The organism is Arthrobacter sp. W4I7 (genome assembly GCF_030816215.1).
Lineage (GTDB): Bacteria > Actinomycetota > Actinomycetes > Actinomycetales > Micrococcaceae > Arthrobacter > Arthrobacter siccitolerans_A.
The window spans coordinates 3,583,344-3,599,395 of record NZ_JAUSXU010000001.1 but is presented as its reverse complement, the minus strand read 5'-3'; the positions used below and the strand labels follow the sequence as shown (position 1 = coordinate 3,599,395).

General features: G+C 64.5%; 14 protein-coding genes and 3 pseudogenes. 10 read left to right on the top strand and 7 right to left on the bottom strand.

Annotated features, from left to right (window positions below; genetic code table 11):
* Positions 1-96: 96 nt before the first annotated feature.
* Both QF047_RS16205 and QF047_RS16200 read right to left on the bottom strand, forming a co-directional pair.
* Complete coding sequence (locus QF047_RS16205; RefSeq protein ID WP_307279187.1) at positions 97-579, bottom strand: SRPBCC family protein; 483 nt, start codon at positions 577-579, stop codon at positions 97-99.
* Positions 580-595: 16 nt separating this feature from the next.
* Entirely contained in the window at positions 596-940 is a 345-nt protein-coding gene (locus QF047_RS16200; protein WP_307279185.1) for a helix-turn-helix transcriptional regulator, read from the bottom strand.
* A 170-nt stretch (positions 941-1,110) separates the two neighbouring features.
* Between QF047_RS16200 and QF047_RS16195 the strand changes: the two are divergent.
* The 9 genes and pseudogenes from QF047_RS16195 (at position 1,111) to QF047_RS16155 (ending at position 11,585) form a co-directional block, all read left to right on the top strand.
* Positions 1,111-1,514: pseudogene (locus QF047_RS16195) on the top strand (tautomerase family protein).
* A gap of 188 nt (positions 1,515-1,702) precedes the next feature.
* Positions 1,703-2,725 carry a 5-dehydro-2-deoxygluconokinase gene (iolC, locus tag QF047_RS16190; RefSeq protein WP_306638235.1) on the top strand — a complete coding sequence of 341 codons (1,023 nt, stop codon included), beginning with the start codon at positions 1,703-1,705 and terminating at the stop codon, positions 2,723-2,725.
* Positions 2,722-3,657, top strand: a complete 936-nt coding sequence (locus QF047_RS16185) for a deoxyribose-phosphate aldolase (RefSeq protein WP_306638237.1) — start codon at positions 2,722-2,724, stop codon at positions 3,655-3,657. Before iolC ends, QF047_RS16185 begins: the two co-directional genes overlap by 4 nt.
* A gap of 33 nt (positions 3,658-3,690) precedes the next feature.
* Positions 3,691-5,622, top strand: coding sequence for a 3D-(3,5/4)-trihydroxycyclohexane-1,2-dione acylhydrolase (decyclizing) (iolD, locus tag QF047_RS16180; protein ID WP_373427816.1), 1,932 nt, complete (start codon positions 3,691-3,693; stop codon positions 5,620-5,622).
* Between the two features lie 48 nt (positions 5,623-5,670).
* On the top strand, positions 5,671-7,185 hold the full coding sequence (locus QF047_RS16175; protein WP_307279178.1) for a CoA-acylating methylmalonate-semialdehyde dehydrogenase: 1,515 nt from the start codon (positions 5,671-5,673) through the stop codon (positions 7,183-7,185).
* Between the two features lie 28 nt (positions 7,186-7,213).
* The gene (locus tag QF047_RS16170; RefSeq protein WP_307279176.1) at positions 7,214-8,125 is read left to right on the top strand and encodes a sugar phosphate isomerase/epimerase; all 912 of its coding nucleotides are present in this window, start codon (positions 7,214-7,216) and stop codon (positions 8,123-8,125) included.
* Positions 8,126-8,183: 58 nt separating this feature from the next.
* Entirely contained in the window at positions 8,184-9,197 is a 1,014-nt protein-coding gene (locus QF047_RS16165; protein ID WP_307279174.1) for a Gfo/Idh/MocA family protein, read from the top strand.
* A 76-nt stretch (positions 9,198-9,273) separates the two neighbouring features.
* A complete protein-coding gene (locus QF047_RS16160; RefSeq protein ID WP_306638247.1) occupies positions 9,274-10,149 on the top strand; it encodes a sugar phosphate isomerase/epimerase family protein in 876 nt (291 codons plus the stop codon).
* Positions 10,146-11,585: a sugar porter family MFS transporter gene (locus QF047_RS16155; RefSeq protein WP_307279167.1), complete on the top strand. Its 1,440-nt coding sequence runs from the start codon at positions 10,146-10,148 to the stop codon at positions 11,583-11,585. The genes QF047_RS16160 and QF047_RS16155 overlap by 4 nt, the downstream gene beginning before the upstream one ends.
* A 77-nt stretch (positions 11,586-11,662) precedes the next feature.
* Here the strand turns inward: QF047_RS16155 and QF047_RS16150 are convergent.
* Positions 11,663-11,827 (bottom strand): annotated as a pseudogene (locus tag QF047_RS16150) (MarR family transcriptional regulator); the annotation flags it as partial.
* On the opposite strand from QF047_RS16150, the pseudogene QF047_RS16145 reads away from it, so the two are divergent.
* Positions 11,810-12,109 (top strand): annotated as a pseudogene (locus QF047_RS16145) (MFS transporter); the annotation flags it as partial. The pseudogenes QF047_RS16150 and QF047_RS16145 overlap by 18 nt on opposite strands.
* Before the next feature lie 25 nt (positions 12,110-12,134).
* On the opposite strand, the gene QF047_RS16140 reads toward QF047_RS16145, so the two are convergent.
* From QF047_RS16140 to QF047_RS16125, 4 genes are all read right to left on the bottom strand, one after another.
* Positions 12,135-13,115 (bottom strand): sugar phosphate isomerase/epimerase, encoded by a 981-nt coding sequence (locus tag QF047_RS16140; protein ID WP_307282006.1) that lies wholly within the window; start codon positions 13,113-13,115, stop codon positions 12,135-12,137.
* A gap of 113 nt (positions 13,116-13,228) precedes the next feature.
* Positions 13,229-14,251, bottom strand: coding sequence for a LacI family DNA-binding transcriptional regulator (locus QF047_RS16135; protein WP_307279165.1), 1,023 nt, complete (start codon positions 14,249-14,251; stop codon positions 13,229-13,231).
* Positions 14,252-14,283: 32 nt separating this feature from the next.
* Positions 14,284-15,177, bottom strand: a complete 894-nt coding sequence (gene iolB, locus QF047_RS16130) for a 5-deoxy-glucuronate isomerase (protein ID WP_307279162.1) — start codon at positions 15,175-15,177, stop codon at positions 14,284-14,286.
* Positions 15,178-15,195: 18 nt separating this feature from the next.
* A complete protein-coding gene (locus QF047_RS16125) occupies positions 15,196-15,936 on the bottom strand; it encodes a GntR family transcriptional regulator (protein WP_306638255.1) in 741 nt (246 codons plus the stop codon).
* Positions 15,937-16,052: the final 116 nt, after the last annotated feature.

The window sequence follows — 16,052 nt, the reverse complement described above, 5'->3', positions numbered from 1 at the left end:
TGGGCAGGGAGTGACCCCGCGTTGCTTGTTTAAGCAGGACGACGACGGCAGGTCACCTTTCCGGGAAAGGTGACCTGCCGTCGTCGTACTTTTTTCCTAGACCTTGGCGCCGCTGAGCAGCTCGTCCAGGCGCTCGTAGCCTTCGCTCATGCCGCCCTCCATTCCGGACTGCGCCATCCCGTCGCGCGCCTCCTGGCTGGGGTAGACGGAGTGGCCGCGCAGCCGGGTCCGGCCGTTGCCGAGGTCCTCGAACGTCATGAACTCCAGGCTGACCACATCCGGGTAGCCGCCGAACTCGAAGGTCTGGATGGCGAATTCGTTTTCGCGGACTGTGTGGAAGATGCCCTTGAACTCGTAGGGGACCCCTTCCGGCCCGGTGTGCAGGTAGCTGTAACTGCCGCCGGTGTGGAAATCGTAATGGTCGATGTCCATCTTGTAGCCCCGCGGGCCCAGCCACTGGACGATCAGGTCGGGTTCCTTGTGCGCACGGAACACGTCCGCGACGGGAAAATCGAACTCCCGCTCGTAATCGATAAAGGGGACGCCCTCAGGAACGCTGAGTTTCAGGGAATTGCTCATGATGACTCCTTGGAGGTTAGCCGCCGCTGGCCGCAGCGTTTGATCTGAGTACGGCGTCGAGGCTCCGGAACTGCCCTTCCCGGACCAGCCTGTACTGGTCGATCCAGGCGGTGAGCGCCTCAAGCCGTGCCGGGTTCAGGTGTACGGGCCGGCGCTGTGCATCCCTGGTCCGGGTGACCAGTTCAGCCTGCTCGAGCACCTGGATATGTTTCGAGACCGCCTGCTTGGAAATCTCGAAGGGTTCTGCCAATTCATTAACAGTGGCCGGGCCCCGGCTGAGCCGGGCGATGATGCTCCGCCGCACGGGGTCGGCCAGGGCCATAAAAGCCAAGTCCAGTGCCGCGTTGTTGTCGGAATTCATCACGAGGCCTTCACTTATTCAACCGTTCGTTTTTCAACCTGTAGCTTTATCAACCTTACGGTTGATTAATGGTACGGCCGATAGTTGACCCTTTCAAGAGGAAGGGCTTGTCTCGTGCCAAGTCGCTTTGTTAGTATGTCAGCACAAATCGCTTCCGAAGGAGAAGGCCCTTGCCTCTTGTCCGTATTGACGTCAATGAAGGCCGCAGCGCCGATGAACTGCAGCAGCTAGCCGTGGCATTCACGATGCCATCCTCGCCGAATATGGCATCCCGGAGCGCGACTACTTCCATATCCTCACTGAGCACCCGCAGGGGCAGATCTTCGCCCAGGATGCAGGGCTGGGATTCGAGCGGACCGGCGGAGTGGTGATGATCCAGGTCTTCACTCAGGGGGGCCGCTCCCAGGAGGCCAAGCAGCGACTTTTTGCGGCAGTTGCCGAAAAGCTTTCCGAGGCAGGGGTTGCCGGCGAGGACGTATTCATCGGCTACGTGGAAAACACGGCAGGCGACTGGTCGTTCGGCTTTGGCCGCGCCCAGTATGTGACGGGAGAACTGGCGGTCCCCAAGAAGTAATCTGGGCCCGAGCCGCAGGAGTAATCCATGTAGTGAAGCCATGTTGTAAGTATGTCATTACAAACCTTTGACAGGACATTCAATCTAGGGCAAAGTAGTGCCTGTGGCCCACACCACGGCCTGCCAGTTCCGGAGCTCCTGCAGATTCAGAGGTTCAGAGTTCCACACCAGAAAGGTCCACGATCACCGTGACCCACGAGCTTCTTACGATCGGGCGCATCAGCGTTGATATCTACCCGAACGACATCGGGGTTGGCTTGGAGGATGTTAATTCCTTCGGCAAATACCTTGGTGGTTCCCCCTCCAACGTAGCCGTTGCCGCGGCCCGGCATGGCCGCCGGACCGGCGTGATCACCCGCACCGGGGATGATGCCTTCGGTAAGTACCTCCACCGTGAGCTGAGCAAGTTCAACGTCGATGACAGCTTCGTGACCCCGGTCAGCGAGTGGCCGACGGCGGTCACGTTCTGCGCGATCAAGCCGCCGGAGGACTTCCCGCTCTACTTCTACGGCCGTTTTCCCACCGCCCCGGACCTGCAGATTAAGGCCGGCGAGCTGGACCTGGACGCCATCCGCAATGCGGGGATCTTCTGGTCCACAGTGACGGGCCTGTGCCAGGAACCCAGCCGAAGCGCACACATCGCCGCTCATGAGGCACGTCCCCGGACCGGCCTGGCCGAGGGACAGTTCACCATCCTGGACCTGGACTACCGGCCAATGTTCTGGGCCTCGGAAGAGGAGGCCCGCGCCGAGGTCGCCAAGATTCTGCCCCACGTCACGGTCGCGATTGGCAATGACAAGGAATGCGCCGTGGCCGTCGGGGAGGGGAGTCCCGATGAGCAGGCTGACCGGCTGCTGGCCGCCGGTGTCGAGATCGCCGTCGTCAAGCTCGGTCCCGAAGGCGTAATGGCCAAGACCCGCACGGAGCGTGTCGTCTCGGCCCCTGTGCCGGTGGAAACCCTCAACGGCCTGGGTGCCGGAGATTCCTTCGGCGGGGCCTTCTGCCACGGACTGCTCTCAGGCTGGCCGCTGGCCCAGGTCCTGGACTACGCCAACGCCGCCGGCGCCATCGTTGCGTCCCGCCTGTCCTGTGCCGATGCCATGCCGACGCCGGAGGAGGTCACCTCGCTGCTGGCCGAACGCGGGCGCCCTGTACCCGGCACCGTTTCCGGCGCCGACCCGCAGCTTGCCACCGAAGGAGCAGCACTGTGACCCTCACGCCTCTTACCTCCAGCAACGCTGTGGACGATGATCCCCGCCGCTACGAGCACCTGAGCACTATCCGGCTCGAAGATCCCGAAGCTGTGGCCCGCGCAGCCAAAGCCCGGCGCCGCCACCCCGGCGTGAAAGCGGGAAAGCAGAACTTCATCGTCGCGGCCGACCACCCGGCGCGCGGCGCCCTGGCTGTCGGCTCGGATCCGGTAGCCATGGCTGATCGCCGCCAGCTGTTGGACCGTTTGCAGATCGCGTTGGCCAATCCGGCCGTTGACGGTGTCCTGGCCTCGCCGGACATCATGGATGACCTGCTGCTGCTGGGCGCCCTGGACGGCAAGCTGGTGTTCGGTTCGATGAACCGCGGCGGCCTGTCCGGCCTGGTCAACGAGTTCGATGACCGCTTCACCGGCCACACGGCCGCGGCGCTGGAAGCCCTCGGTGCGGACGGTGGCAAGATGCTGACCCGCATCTGCCTGGGCGACCCCGACACCGTTGCCACGCTGGAGGCCACGGCGAAGGCCATTGATTCGCTGGCCGAGCGTAAGCTGATCGCGATGGTGGAACCGTTCCTGTCCCTCCGCGAGAACGGCCGGGTCCGGAACGACCTGTCCACCAACGCGGTGATCAAGTCCGTTGCGATCGCCGAAGGACTGGGCTCCACCAGCGCCTACACATGGATGAAGCTCCCTGTCGTGGCGGACATGGAACGCGTCATGGCCGCGACCACCATGCCCACGGTTCTGCTGGGCGGGGACCCGGACGGGTCCCAGGATGAAGTCTTCGCCACCTGGAAAGCCGCCCTCGCCTTGCCTGGTGTTCAAGGCCTCACCGTGGGCCGGACGCTTTTGTACCCAGCTGACGGGGATGTGGCAGGCGCCGTCGCCATGGCCGCTTCCCTTCTCAACCACACCGCAGAAGTATCGGAGTAGCCTCCCATGGGAACCACAACAGGAACGCGCAGAATGACGGTGGCCCAGGCCGTCGTCGAGTACCTCTCCCGCCAGTACACCGTTGATTCGATCGGTGGTGTCCAGTACCGTGAGCGGCTGATCCCGGGCACGTTCGGGATTTTCGGGCACGGGAATGTGGCCGGGGTGGGCCAGGCCCTGAAGCAGTACCAGCAGCTGGACCCGGCCATCATGCCGTACTACCAGGGCCGGAACGAACAGGCCCAGGTCCATCAGGCCGTGGGGTACGCCCGGCACACCCGGCGCCGCCAAACCTTCGCCATCAGCACCTCGATCGGCCCCGGCTCCTCCAACCTGCTGACCGGCGCGGCGCTGGCCACCACGAACCGCCTGCCGGTGCTGCTGCTGCCCAGTGACACGTTTGCCACCCGCGCCGCGGACCCGGTCCTGCAGCAGCTGGAACAGCCCTACGCCTACGACCTCACTGTCAATGACGCGTTCCGGCCGCTGTCCAAGTTTTTCGACCGGGTCACCCGGCCGGAGCAGCTGTTTTCCGCGTTCCACCACGGCCTGCGCGTCCTGACCGACCCGGCCGAGACCGGCGCCGTAACCATCTCGCTGCCGCAGGACGTCCAGGCCGAGGCCTTCGACGTTCCTGAGGAGTTCCTGGCTGAGCGTGAGTGGCGGATCCGCCGTCCGGACGCGGACGACGACGACATCGCCCGGGCTGCCGACGCCATCCGGGCCGCCAAGCGGCCGCTGATCATCGCCGGCGGCGGCGTGCTCTACGCCTACGCCAACGCCGAACTCGCCAAATTCGCGGAGCTGACCGGGATCCCGGTGGGCAACACCCAGGCGGGCGTCGGCGTCCTGCCGTGGGACCACCAGTTCTCCCTTGGAGCCATTGGCTCGACCGGCACGACGGCGGCGAACGCCATTGCGGCGGAGGCGGACCTGATCATCGGTATCGGCACCCGCTACGAGGACTTCACCACCGCGTCCCGCACGGCGTTCCAGAATCCGGACGTGCGCTTCATCAACATCAACGTCGCCCCGATCGACGCGTACAAGCACGGCACAGCCCTGCCCATCGTCGCCGATGCCCGCAAGGCACTGGTGAAGCTCAACCAGGCGCTGGGCGGCTACCGCGTCGGTGCGGACCTCGAGCAGAAGATCGCGGCTGAGAAAAAGCGCTGGGACGCCACTGTCGACGAGGCGTTCGACACCCGCTTCACGCCGCTGCCGGCGCAGAACGAGATCATTGGCGCCACGTCCCGGGCCATGGAAGCCCGCGACGTGGTGATCTGCGCCGCCGGGTCCCTGCCTGGTGACCTGCACAAGATGTGGCGCGTCCGCGACCCGTTCGGCTACCACGTCGAATACGCGTACTCCTGCATGGGCTACGAAATCCCCGGCGGCCTGGGCGTCAAGCGCGCCGCCCTGGCCGAAGCCGCAAGCGGACAGACGGAGGTGCGGGACGTCGTCGTGATGGTGGGGGACGGTTCCTACCTGATGATGCACACCGAACTGGTCACCGCCGTCGCCGAACGCATCAAGCTGATCGTGGTCCTGATCCAGAACCACGGCTACGCCTCCATCGGTTCGCTCTCCGAGTCCCTCGGCTCACAGCGGTTCGGCACCCAGTACCGGGCGCTGAATGAGGAACAGCACAGCTTCGATGAAGGCGAGACCCTGCCCGTGGACCTGGCCCTGAACGCCGAGTCCCTGGGCGTGAAGGTCATCCGGATCGAGCCGGGGGAGAAGGTCATCGCCGAACTCGAACAGGCCATCCGTGACGCGAAGGCCGCACCCGAACGCGGCGGACCCATCCTGATCCACGTCGAATCCGACCCCCTCCTGGACGCCCCCTCCTCCGAGTCATGGTGGGACGTTCCCGTCTCCCAGGTCTCCGGGCTGGACTCCACGAAGCAGGCCTTCCAGACCTACACCGACCACAAGAACCGCCAGCGCAAACTGCTCGGCTGACAGCACTCCACCCCCCACTCTCTTTTCACTACTCAAGGAAGAGTCCCCATGACTGCCACCACCACTGACACCACTGTCATCAACCACTTCATCAACGGCGCCGAAACCGCCGGCGAAGGTGACCGCACCACGTCCGTCTATAACCCGGCTACCGGTAAGGTCTCGGCAGAACTGCGCTTAGCGAACCGCACGGACCTTGACGCCACTGTCGCCGCCGCCCGCAAGGCCGCCGACACCTGGGGCGACATCTCCCTGGCCAAGCGCACCGCCGTGCTCTTCAAATTCCGCGAACTCGTCGCCGCCCACGTGGACGACCTCGCCGCCCTGATCACCGCAGAGCACGGCAAGGTCCTTTCCGACGCCAAGGGTGAGATCGGCCGCGGCCTGGAGGTTATCGAGTACGCCTGCGGCATCCCCACCCTGGTCAAGGGCGACTACTCGGACCAGGTTTCCACCGGCATCGATGTTTTCTCCTTCCGCGAACCGCTCGGCGTTGTCGCGGGCATCACCCCGTTCAACTTCCCCGTGATGGTCCCTTTGTGGATGGCGCCGATGGCCATCGCCACCGGCAACGCCTTCATCCTCAAGCCCTCCGAGCGGGACCCGTCGGCGTCCATGCTGCTGGCGAAGCTGTGGAAGCAGGCCGGCCTGCCGGACGGCGTGTTCCAGGTCCTGCACGGCGATAAGGAGACCGTGGACGGCCTGCTGACCCACCCGGACGTGGACGGCATCTCCTTCGTCGGCTCCACCCCGATCGCCCAGTACGTCCACGAAACGGCCACGAAGCACGGCAAGCGCGTCCAGGCCCTGGGCGGGGCGAAGAACCACGCCATCATCATGCCCGACGCCGACCTGGACAACACCGCCGACCACCTCGCCGCCGCAGCCTTCGGCTCCGCCGGAGAGCGCTGCATGGCCATCTCCGTTGCCGTCGCCGTCGGCGACGCCGCCGACCTCATCGTCAAAAAGGTCGAAGAGCGCGCCCTGGCCGTGAAGGTCAACAACGGGACCGCGCCCGACGCCGAAATGGGGCCGGTTATCACCCCGGCCTCGAAGGAACGCATCGTCAAGATTGTCACCGAAGCCGAAGCCGCCGGCGCGGCCATGGTGGTGGACGGCCGCGACCTCGTGGTCCCCGGCCACGAAGACGGCTTCTGGGTAGGCCCCACCGTCATCGACCACGTCAAGACGGAAATGACCGCCTACACCGAGGAAATCTTCGGACCCGTCCTCGTCGTGGTCCGCGTCGACACCCTCGAAGACGGGATTGCCCTAATCAACGCCAACCCCTACGGCAACGGCACCGCCATCTTCACCTCCTCCGGCGCCGCAGCCCGCAAGTTCCAGCGCTCCGTCACCGTGGGCATGATTGGTGTGAACGTGCCGCTCCCGGTCCCGGTGGCCTACCACTCCTTCGGCGGCTGGAAAGCTTCCCTCTTCGGCGACAAGCACATCTACGGCCCCGAAGGCGTCTCCTTCTACACCCGCGGCAAAGTCATCACCTCCCGCTGGCCCGAAACCCACCACGCCTCCGGCGCCTCCTACAACTTCCCGTCCAACTAACCGGGTCCAGAAGAAAGACAATGCAGTCATGACTGAGAACAAGCTGATTATCGGCACGGCACCGGATTCCTGGGGCGTCTGGTTCGCGGACGATCCGAAGCAGACCCCGTGGGAACGTTTCCTCGACGAAGTGGCCGAGTCCGGCTACAAGTGGATTGAACTTGGCCCCTATGGCTACCTGCCCAACGATCCCGCCCGGCTTGCCGATGAACTGAACCAACGCGACCTCAAGGTCACCGCCGGCACTGTGTTCACAGCTTTCCACCGCGGCTTGGACCAGTGGGAGACCGCCTGGGAACCGGCCCGCAGGGTTGCCGAACTCACCGCGGCCATGGGCGGCGAGCACATCGTGGTCATCCCGGCGATGTGGAGGGACGACGTCACCGGCGAAGCAGTGGAAAGCGGCACACTGAGCGACAAGGCTTGGAGCGACCTGTTCGCCGGGCACAACCGCCTGGGCAAAACCCTGCTGGAGGACTTCGGCCTGAAGCAGCAGTTCCACTCTCATGCCGACTCCCACGTGGGCGCACAGGAGGACATCGAAACATTGCTGGGCGCCAGCGACCCGCAGTACCTGAACCTCTGCCTGGACACCGGCCACGCGGAATACTGCGGTGCCTCCAGCCTCGAACTCATCAAGAACTACCCCGACCGGATCGGCTACCTGCACCTGAAGCAGATCAACCCGGAGATCCTCAAGAAGGTCAACGAGGAAAACATGACGTGGGCCGCCGCCAACCTCGCCGGCGTCATGACCGAGCCGCCGAACGGCCTGCCGGACCTGCGCGCCGTCATCGAAGCTGTTGAGGCCCTGAACCGCCCCATCTTCGGAATCGTGGAGCAGGACATGTACCCGGTGGCCTTCGATGTGCCCATGCCCATCGCCAAGCGCACCCGCAACTACCTGCTGTCCTGCGGCTCCCGCACCGCCGTCAGTTGACGGACGAGCACAGACAGACAACCACCCGCTCTCATCCAGATACCTAGAGGACAGAACAATGACTGAAAACCTCCGCGTCGCCGTCATCGGCGCCGGCCGCATGGGTGCCGATCACATTAAGCGCCTGAACACCCGCATCCATGGAGCCGAAGTTGCCGCCGTCGTGGACGTCGACCTGGCCCGTGCCCAGGCCGCCATCGAAGGAATCCCCGGCGCCGTGGCCCTTGCCGATGCCGAGGAAGCCCTCAACAACGGCGACGTCAACGCCGTCCTCATCGCCACGCCTGGCTTCCTGCACGAGGACATCCTGCTCAAGGCGATCGCCAAGGACATCCCGATCCTTTGCGAAAAGCCCCTCACCCCCGACGCCGAATCCTCCTGGAAGGTCGTCGAAGCCGAGGTGGCGCTGGGCCACAAGCGGATCCAGGTGGGCTTCATGCGCCGCTTCGATGCCGAATACGCCGCGCTTGGCTCGGTCATCCGGAACAACGAACTTGGCGAACTGCTGATGCTGCACCACCAGCACCGTAACCCCAGCACACCCGAGGGCTTCACCAACGAGATGCTGATCAATGACTCCGTGGTGCACGAATTCGACGCCATCCGGTTCTTCACGGGCGAGGAAATCACCAGCATCCAGGTCCGCCTGGGCAAGGCCACCAAAAACGCCCCGAACGGACAGCACGATCCCCAGCACGTCCTGCTGGAGACCGAATCCGGTGTACTGGCCGACGTCGAAATCTACGTCAACGCCAAGTATGGCTACGAGGTTGGAACCCAGGCGTCGTTCGAAGAAGGTGTTGTCAGCATTGGGGGCGACAAAGGCCCTTACACCCGCAGCGCCGGCCGCTGGGGCGGGAACGTCACTCCGGGATTCGAGGAGCGCTTCGGTGCGGCGTACGACGTCGAAATCCAGTCCTGGGTGGACGCGGCGCTTAGTGGCGAAATCGGCGGCCCCACCGCTTGGGACGGTTACGCCACCGCTGCCTGCTGCGAAGCCGGCGTTGAGGCGCAGAAGAACGGCGAAAAGGTGGCCGTGAAGCTGGCCGCCAAGCCGGACCTCTACAAGTAGGACCTTAGGAAGGGGACGGGCTTTCCGTCCCCTTCCCCGGCTCCGTCCATAACTGATCCACAATGGAGTGTTTTTCGTGAAAATCGCCCTTGACCCCACCCCGTTCCACCACTCGCACAGCCTGCTGGAGTTCCCCAGGGTGGCGGCGGACCTCGGCTACAAGTACATGCAGATGACCCCGCACGCGGACTTTATTCCCTTCTACAACCACCCCAAAGCGGACGACGAACTGGTGGGCCAGCTCAGCAAGGCCTGCAAGGACGCCGGCATTGAAATCGCGTCCGTGCTTCCGGTGCTCCGCTGGTCCGGTCCGGACGAGGACGCGCGCGAGGCGGCGGTCCGCTACTGGAAGCGCGCCATCCAGATCACCGTGGACCTCGGAGTCGGGACCATGAACACTGAATTCTCCGGCCGGCCGGAGAAGGCGGAGGAGTCCGAGCGGGCCTTCTACCGCTCCATGGAGGAACTGCTTCCCATCATCGAACGGGAGGGCATCGACCTGTTGATTGACCCGCACCCGGACGACTTCGTGGAGGAAGGGCTGGCCGCGATCCGCGTCATCCGTGGCCTGAATTCGAAGAACGTGGGCATGGTGTATGTGGCCTCGCATAGCTTCCACATGAAGGATCCGGCGCTGGAGATCATGCGGGCGGCGGGGGACAGGCTGCGCCTGGTCCACGTTGCGGACACCATGGACCACCACGCCTCGCACGGGCTCCGCTACATCACCAACCCCCCGGGGAACCCGGTCCGGGTCCACCAGCACCTGAAAATCGGCGACGGCGACGTCAACTGGGATGAGTTCTTCGGCGGCCTGAAGGAGATCGGCTTCCTGGACCGGGACGACACCGTGATGGTGTCCAGCGTGTTTGCCGAGGACGATAACGCCGAAGACGTCTCCCGCTACCAGTTGGAGACGATGAAGCAGTACGTCCAAAAGGTGAGCGTATGAGTTCGCCGGCTTCCGCTGAACCAACCGCCAGGCCAGCCGCCAACCATCGGCGGGCCCTGCGCACCGCCACCATTATCTCCACGTTCGGCGGCCTGCTCTTCGGCTACGACACCGGCGTGATCAACGGCGCCTTGCCGTACATGCAGGAGGACCTGGGTCTGACACCGCTGACCGAGGGCCTGGTCACGTCCTCGCTCCTGTTCGGCGCCGCCTTCGGCGCGCTGTTCGGCGGCCGCCTGGCGGACCGCAACGGCCGTCGCAAGATGATCATGGTCCTCGCAGTCGTCTTCCTGGCGGGCACGCTGGCCTGCACCTTCGCACCGAGTACCGAGGTAATGATCGCGGCCCGTTTCGTGCTGGGACTCGCCGTCGGTGGTGCGTCCGTGACTGTTCCCGTGTACCTCGCGGAGGTGTCGCCGAGCGCGCGGCGCGGGCGGATCGTCACCCAGAACGAACTCATGATCGTCACCGGGCAGTTGCTGGCCTTCATCTTCAACGCCTACCTCGGCAACTCGTTCGGGGAGTCCCACGGCATTTGGCGCTGGATGCTGGTGATCGCCACACTGCCGGCCATCGCGCTGTGGATCGGGATGAACTTCATGCCGGAAAGCCCCCGCTGGCTCGCTTCTATCGGCAGCTTCGGCGAAACGCTCAGTGTGCTGCAGCGGATCCGGTCGCAGGAGGAGGCGCGCGCCGAGTTCGAAGAGGTCAAGGCGATGGCCGTTGAGGACTACAAGTCCAAGATGGGCTCGTGGAAAGACCTGGGCATTCCGTGGCTCCGCCGGATCTTCTTCGTGGGCCTGGGCCTGGCGGTGATCCAGCAGATCACGGGCGTGAACTCCATCATGTATTACGGAACCCAGATCCTGGCCCAGTCCGGCTTTGGCCGGGAGGCAGCCCTGACCGCCAACATCGCCAACGGTGCCATCTCCGTACTGGCCACGTTTGTGGGCATCTGGCTGTTGGGCAAGGTGGGGCGCCGCAGGATGCTGATTACCGGGCAGGCAGGTACCACGACGGCGCTGCTGCTGATTGGCCTGTTCTCACTGATCCTGCCGGAGGGATCCACCCGCGGCTTCGTTATCCTGTCATTGACGGTGACTTTCCTGGCCTTCCAGCAGGGCGCGATCTCGCCCGTGACATGGCTGATGCTCTCGGAAATCTTCCCGTTGAAGATGCGCGGCCTGGGTATGGGTGCTTCCGCTTTCCTGCTGTGGATCGTGAACTTCCTGGTGGGCTTTGGCTTCCCGCAACTGCTGGCGGCCATCGGGCTCTCCAACACGTTCTTCGTTTTTGCCGTGCTCGGGCTTGGAGCCATTGCCTTCGCCGCTAAGTATGTTCCGGAAACCAAGGACAAGAGCCTGGAGGACCTCGAGCACTACTTCAAGAACGTGGCGGGAGAAAAATCCGAACCGGCCGAAAGCACAAGCCAGTAGCGGGGCGGGCCCCGCAATTTTCTTGTACAGATAATGCCCCTTGAGCGTCTCAAGGGGCATTATCTGTACCAAGAGCACTAGGCGCTTGCGTGCAGCTGCGGCAGGGCATCGACGAGCGGTGCCAGCTCAGGGATGTCAAGAGCCTCGCCCAGGGCGCCTTCCAAGGTTGCGTCGTGAACCGGCCGGGCTTCCTCCAGTAGCCTGCTTCCGCTGGCGGTCAACCCGGTGTAGGTTCCGCGGCGGTACCCGGCCTCCTGATGCGGGTCATGGAATACGCCAGCAGCGCGCCCACACTGGCGTCCGGTGCCAGCATCGGTGCTTTCAATGTAGGCAACGCCCTGGGTGCCTGGCTGGGCGGCGTCACCATTACCGCTCGCCTCAGCTACACCTCACCAATCTGGGCGGGTGCGGGCATCACCCTCCTGGGCCGCGTGGCTATGGCATTGGCAGCGGCAAAGGCGCGGCGGTCAGGCGTGATAGCTGGCCGGCCAGTCGGCGCTGCAGGTTCCCTGGCAAACCCGTAGCGCCGGAGGCTCTCCACGCGCCCCTCTAGAGTGCTGCCTTGAGGGTTGCGGCGGCGACCTGGAGACCCTCAAGGCGGCCCAGTTCCATATCTTCGTGTTCGATATTTACCGCCATACCCGGGTCTACGGCTGCGAGGGCGGCCAGGAAATTCCGCCAGAATTCGACGTCGTGTCCGCGCCCGACAGCCACGAAATCCCAGCTGGAGTTCTTTGGCCACTCATTGACGAAGTAGCGGCCGCCGATATTGAGGCGCTCCTCGCCGGGCGTCAGCCGGCGGAAGCGGTCGTCCAGGACGCCGTTAATCTTGCAGGCCTCATTGATCCGGGTGTCCTTGGCGGCCGCATGGTAAACGAGGGGGCCCAGGTGCTTGATGGCGGCAACCGGATCGATGCCCTGCCAGAACAGGTGGCTTGGGTCCATTTCAGCACCGACGTGGGTGGCTCCGGTTCGCTCAACGAGGCGGATCATCGTGGCCGGATTGAAGACAAGGTTCTGGGGATGCATCTCAATGGCCATCTTGACGTCATGGCTTGCAGCGCGTGCGTTGATGTCCTTCCAGTACTCAACGGCGATGTCCCACTGGTAGTCCAGGATGTCCAAGTAGGCGCTGTCCCAAGGATTCACGGCCCAGTTCGGGGCGGTTGCGCCAAGGTGACCGCCCGGGAGGCCTGACATGGCAACGATTCGCTTCACGCCGAGGCGGGCAGCGACTTCGATGGATCGTTGCAGGTCTGCGCTGTGCTTTTCGCGGACCTCAGCGTCCGGATGGAGCGGGTTGCCATTGACGTTCAGCCCGGTGAGGGTAATGCCCGCATCGGCGAAGGCCCCCAGGGAGTCCTCGACGGCGGCATCCGAAGTCAGGATGTCGGCGACAGGCAGATGTGGGGTGCCGATGAAGCCGCCGGCATTGATCTCCGCGCCGTCGAGCCCGAGATCCTTGATGGTCTTGAGGGCCTCAGGCAGCTCGTACTGGTGCAGGACGGCGGTGTAGACGCCTAGTTTGATGTTGTTTTCAGGCATGGGGGTGGCTGGGCTTTCTGGAGTGCGGGAGGGTGGTACCTCAGATTAGAGCGCTCTAATTCCAGGTGTCAATGGGCGGCGGCGGTTATCAGGTCCAGTTATTGCTTTTTGTCCGTGGCCGTCGACTTGCGGACCATCAGGGCCGGTGGGAGCTTGCGGGTTATGGCGGCCCCGCCAGGGTTGGCAATCCGGGCCAGAATGACTTCTGCGGCCGCGCGGCCGAGTTCCCCGGCATGTTGATCGATGGAGGTAAGCCCGATCAGCGGTGAAGCCGCCACCTCGATGTTGTCGCAGCCGACAACGGCCACGTCGTCCGGAACGGCCACTCCGTGGGCGTGCAACGCCTCCATGACACCAATTGCGGTGAGGTCATTGTGGGTGAAGATTGCTGTGGGGAGCGCACTGCCGCTGGCCAGGAAATTCTCCATCACCTGCCGTCCGCCGCGCTCGGTCATGTCACTGTGGACCAGCATCGGCTCCAGGCCGAACTGCTCCATAGCGTGAAGGTAGCCTTCCCTTCGGGCTGTGTAGGGGAGCCAGTCGGAGATGTCCACGTGGGCGATGCGCCGGTGCCCCAATTCGTGGAGGTGCTGCACGGCCAGTACTCCGGACTGGAAGTCGTCGGTGAGGACGGAATCGACGCCATCGGCTTCTAACTCCCGGGTGATGACGACCGCGGGCGTCCCCCGCAGGGCAGCCGCCAATTCACCGGACGTGCCGGTGTAGCCCGCCAGCAGCACACCGTCGGCCCGCAGGTCCACGAAGGACCGGACCGCTTCAAGTTCCGTCCCAGGATCAGCGGAGCCGACCGCGACCATCAGCTGGTTGCCGCTGCCCGCCAGTCCTTCGGTGATGCCGTCATAAATGTCGGCGAAGACGGAGTTGTGCAGGTCAAGGAAGAGAACGCCCAGCGTCTTGGTGTGGTGGCTGGCCAGGCGGCTGGCCAACCGGTTGGGCGAATAGCCCAGCGCGGCGGCGGCTTCCAGGACGGCCGCGCGCTTGGCGGGCGAAACCTTGGGCGACTCGCGCATGACCAGCGACACAAGTGCCCGGCTTACGCCTGCTTCACGGGCTACGTCCTCCATGGTGACGGAACGGTTGGCGACGGGACTCTGCTTCACAGGAGTCCACTATGCCATCGGCGGAAGCGGGGTTACGCCCGGAACGGCAGCCTTGGATCGATGTCCTGGCCGTCCCAGCTCTGACGCACCCAGCCGTGGTGGGGGTCATCGCTGATGAGCCATTCGCGGACGGGGCCAGGGCCGGCCATTACGTTGAGGTAGTAAAGGTCGTAGCCCGGGGCAGCCATGGCGGGGCCGTGCCAGCCGTAGGGAACCAGGACGACGTCGCCGGTGCGGACCTCGGCGGACACGTCGATCGGGCGCTCGTCGGAGGCGTAGACGCGCTGGTAGCCGATGGCGTCGGCGTCGGCTGGGGCGGGGGAGCCGGATCCCACCTGGGTTTCGAAGTAGTAGATCTCCTCGAGGTGGGTCTCGCCGTCTTTCTCTTCGTCGTGTTTGTGCGGGGGGTAGGAGGACCAGTTGCCGGCGGGGGTGAGGACTTCGCAGACGATGAACCGGTCGGCTTCCAGCGCGGCGGGAGTGCCGAAGTTGTGGACCTGGCGGGAGCAGTTCCCCGCTCCGCGCAGCTCCACGGGCGTCTCGGCGGCGGTTACCAGGCGGGTCGGGTAGGAGGCATTGGCGGGGGCCGTGGCAACAGCAACCCGGCCGCCGTCGGCAGAGCTGATGGTTACGGCACGGCCGGTTCCCGAGTAGAGGACGTCGCTGGGGCCTTGGAACACCGAGGCGCGGCCCTTCAGTGGGTAGCCGGTTCCGTCCACCGTCACGGTGAAGGATCCGTTGAGCGGCACCACGATGCGTTCCTCATCGGCGGCGGGAAGGACGACGTCGGCCCCTGCGGCGAGCGTGGCCACCTTCAGTCCGGTGTGTACCCACCCCTCCACGGTGAGGGAGGAATCGGAGGTTCCGATCGAGACGTCCCATTTGCCGTCGGTGGCGGTTCCCAGCGGGTAGACCCAGTTGGTCATAAGCTTTCGCTCCTTGCGTTAGCGCTGTACGAGTGTCATTTCAAAGCTGTAGGAGTCCGCACGGTAGACGTGGTGGCCCGTTTCCACGCGCCGGCCGGTATCGTCCACGGCCGTACGCTCCATGGTGACCAGGGCAGACCCTTCGCCGGCGTCCAGCATGGACGCCTGGTATTCGTTGGCCGTCATGGCACCGATGCGCTGGGTAGCGAGCCGGAAGTTGACGCCACCGCGCCGCAGGATCGAATACAGGCCTTCGGCGGCCAGCATGGCTTCATCCATGGCCGCGATGTCATCACGCACCCAGTTCTCCATGAGTGCCAGCGGCTTGCCGCCCACCTTCCGCAGCCGCGTGAAGTGGTAAACCTTCGATCCGGCCGGTAATTGAAGGGTGGCCAGGGTTGCCTCGTCCGCCTCCACATGGGCGAAGCTCAAAACGTCCGTGGTGGGCTTTTTGCCGTTATTGGTGAGGTCGTCATAGAGGCTGGAAAGCTCCAGCGGGCGGCGCACCTGGCTGGAGACCACCTGCGTGCCCACCCCGCGTTTGCGGACAAGCAGTCCCGACCGGACCAGCTCGTCCATGGCCTTGCGCATGGTGGGGCGGGACAGGTTCAGCTGGGCGGCGAGGTCGATCTCGTTGTCCAGCCGGCTGCCCGGTTCCAGCACTCCGCTGTGGATCGCCGCTTCGATACCCTGCACCACCTGGTGGTAGAGGGGAACCGGGGAGGATCGGTCAATGCTGAGACCCAGGTTGTTCGCCACGTTTCGTTCCTGTTCCAGGCTGCAGCTTCGGCCCGCCTCGTGAGGCACGAACAGCAGCTTTGCCACTATATGTTCTCTTGATAGGACATACCTTCGTATCGATCGTAGCAGGCGGG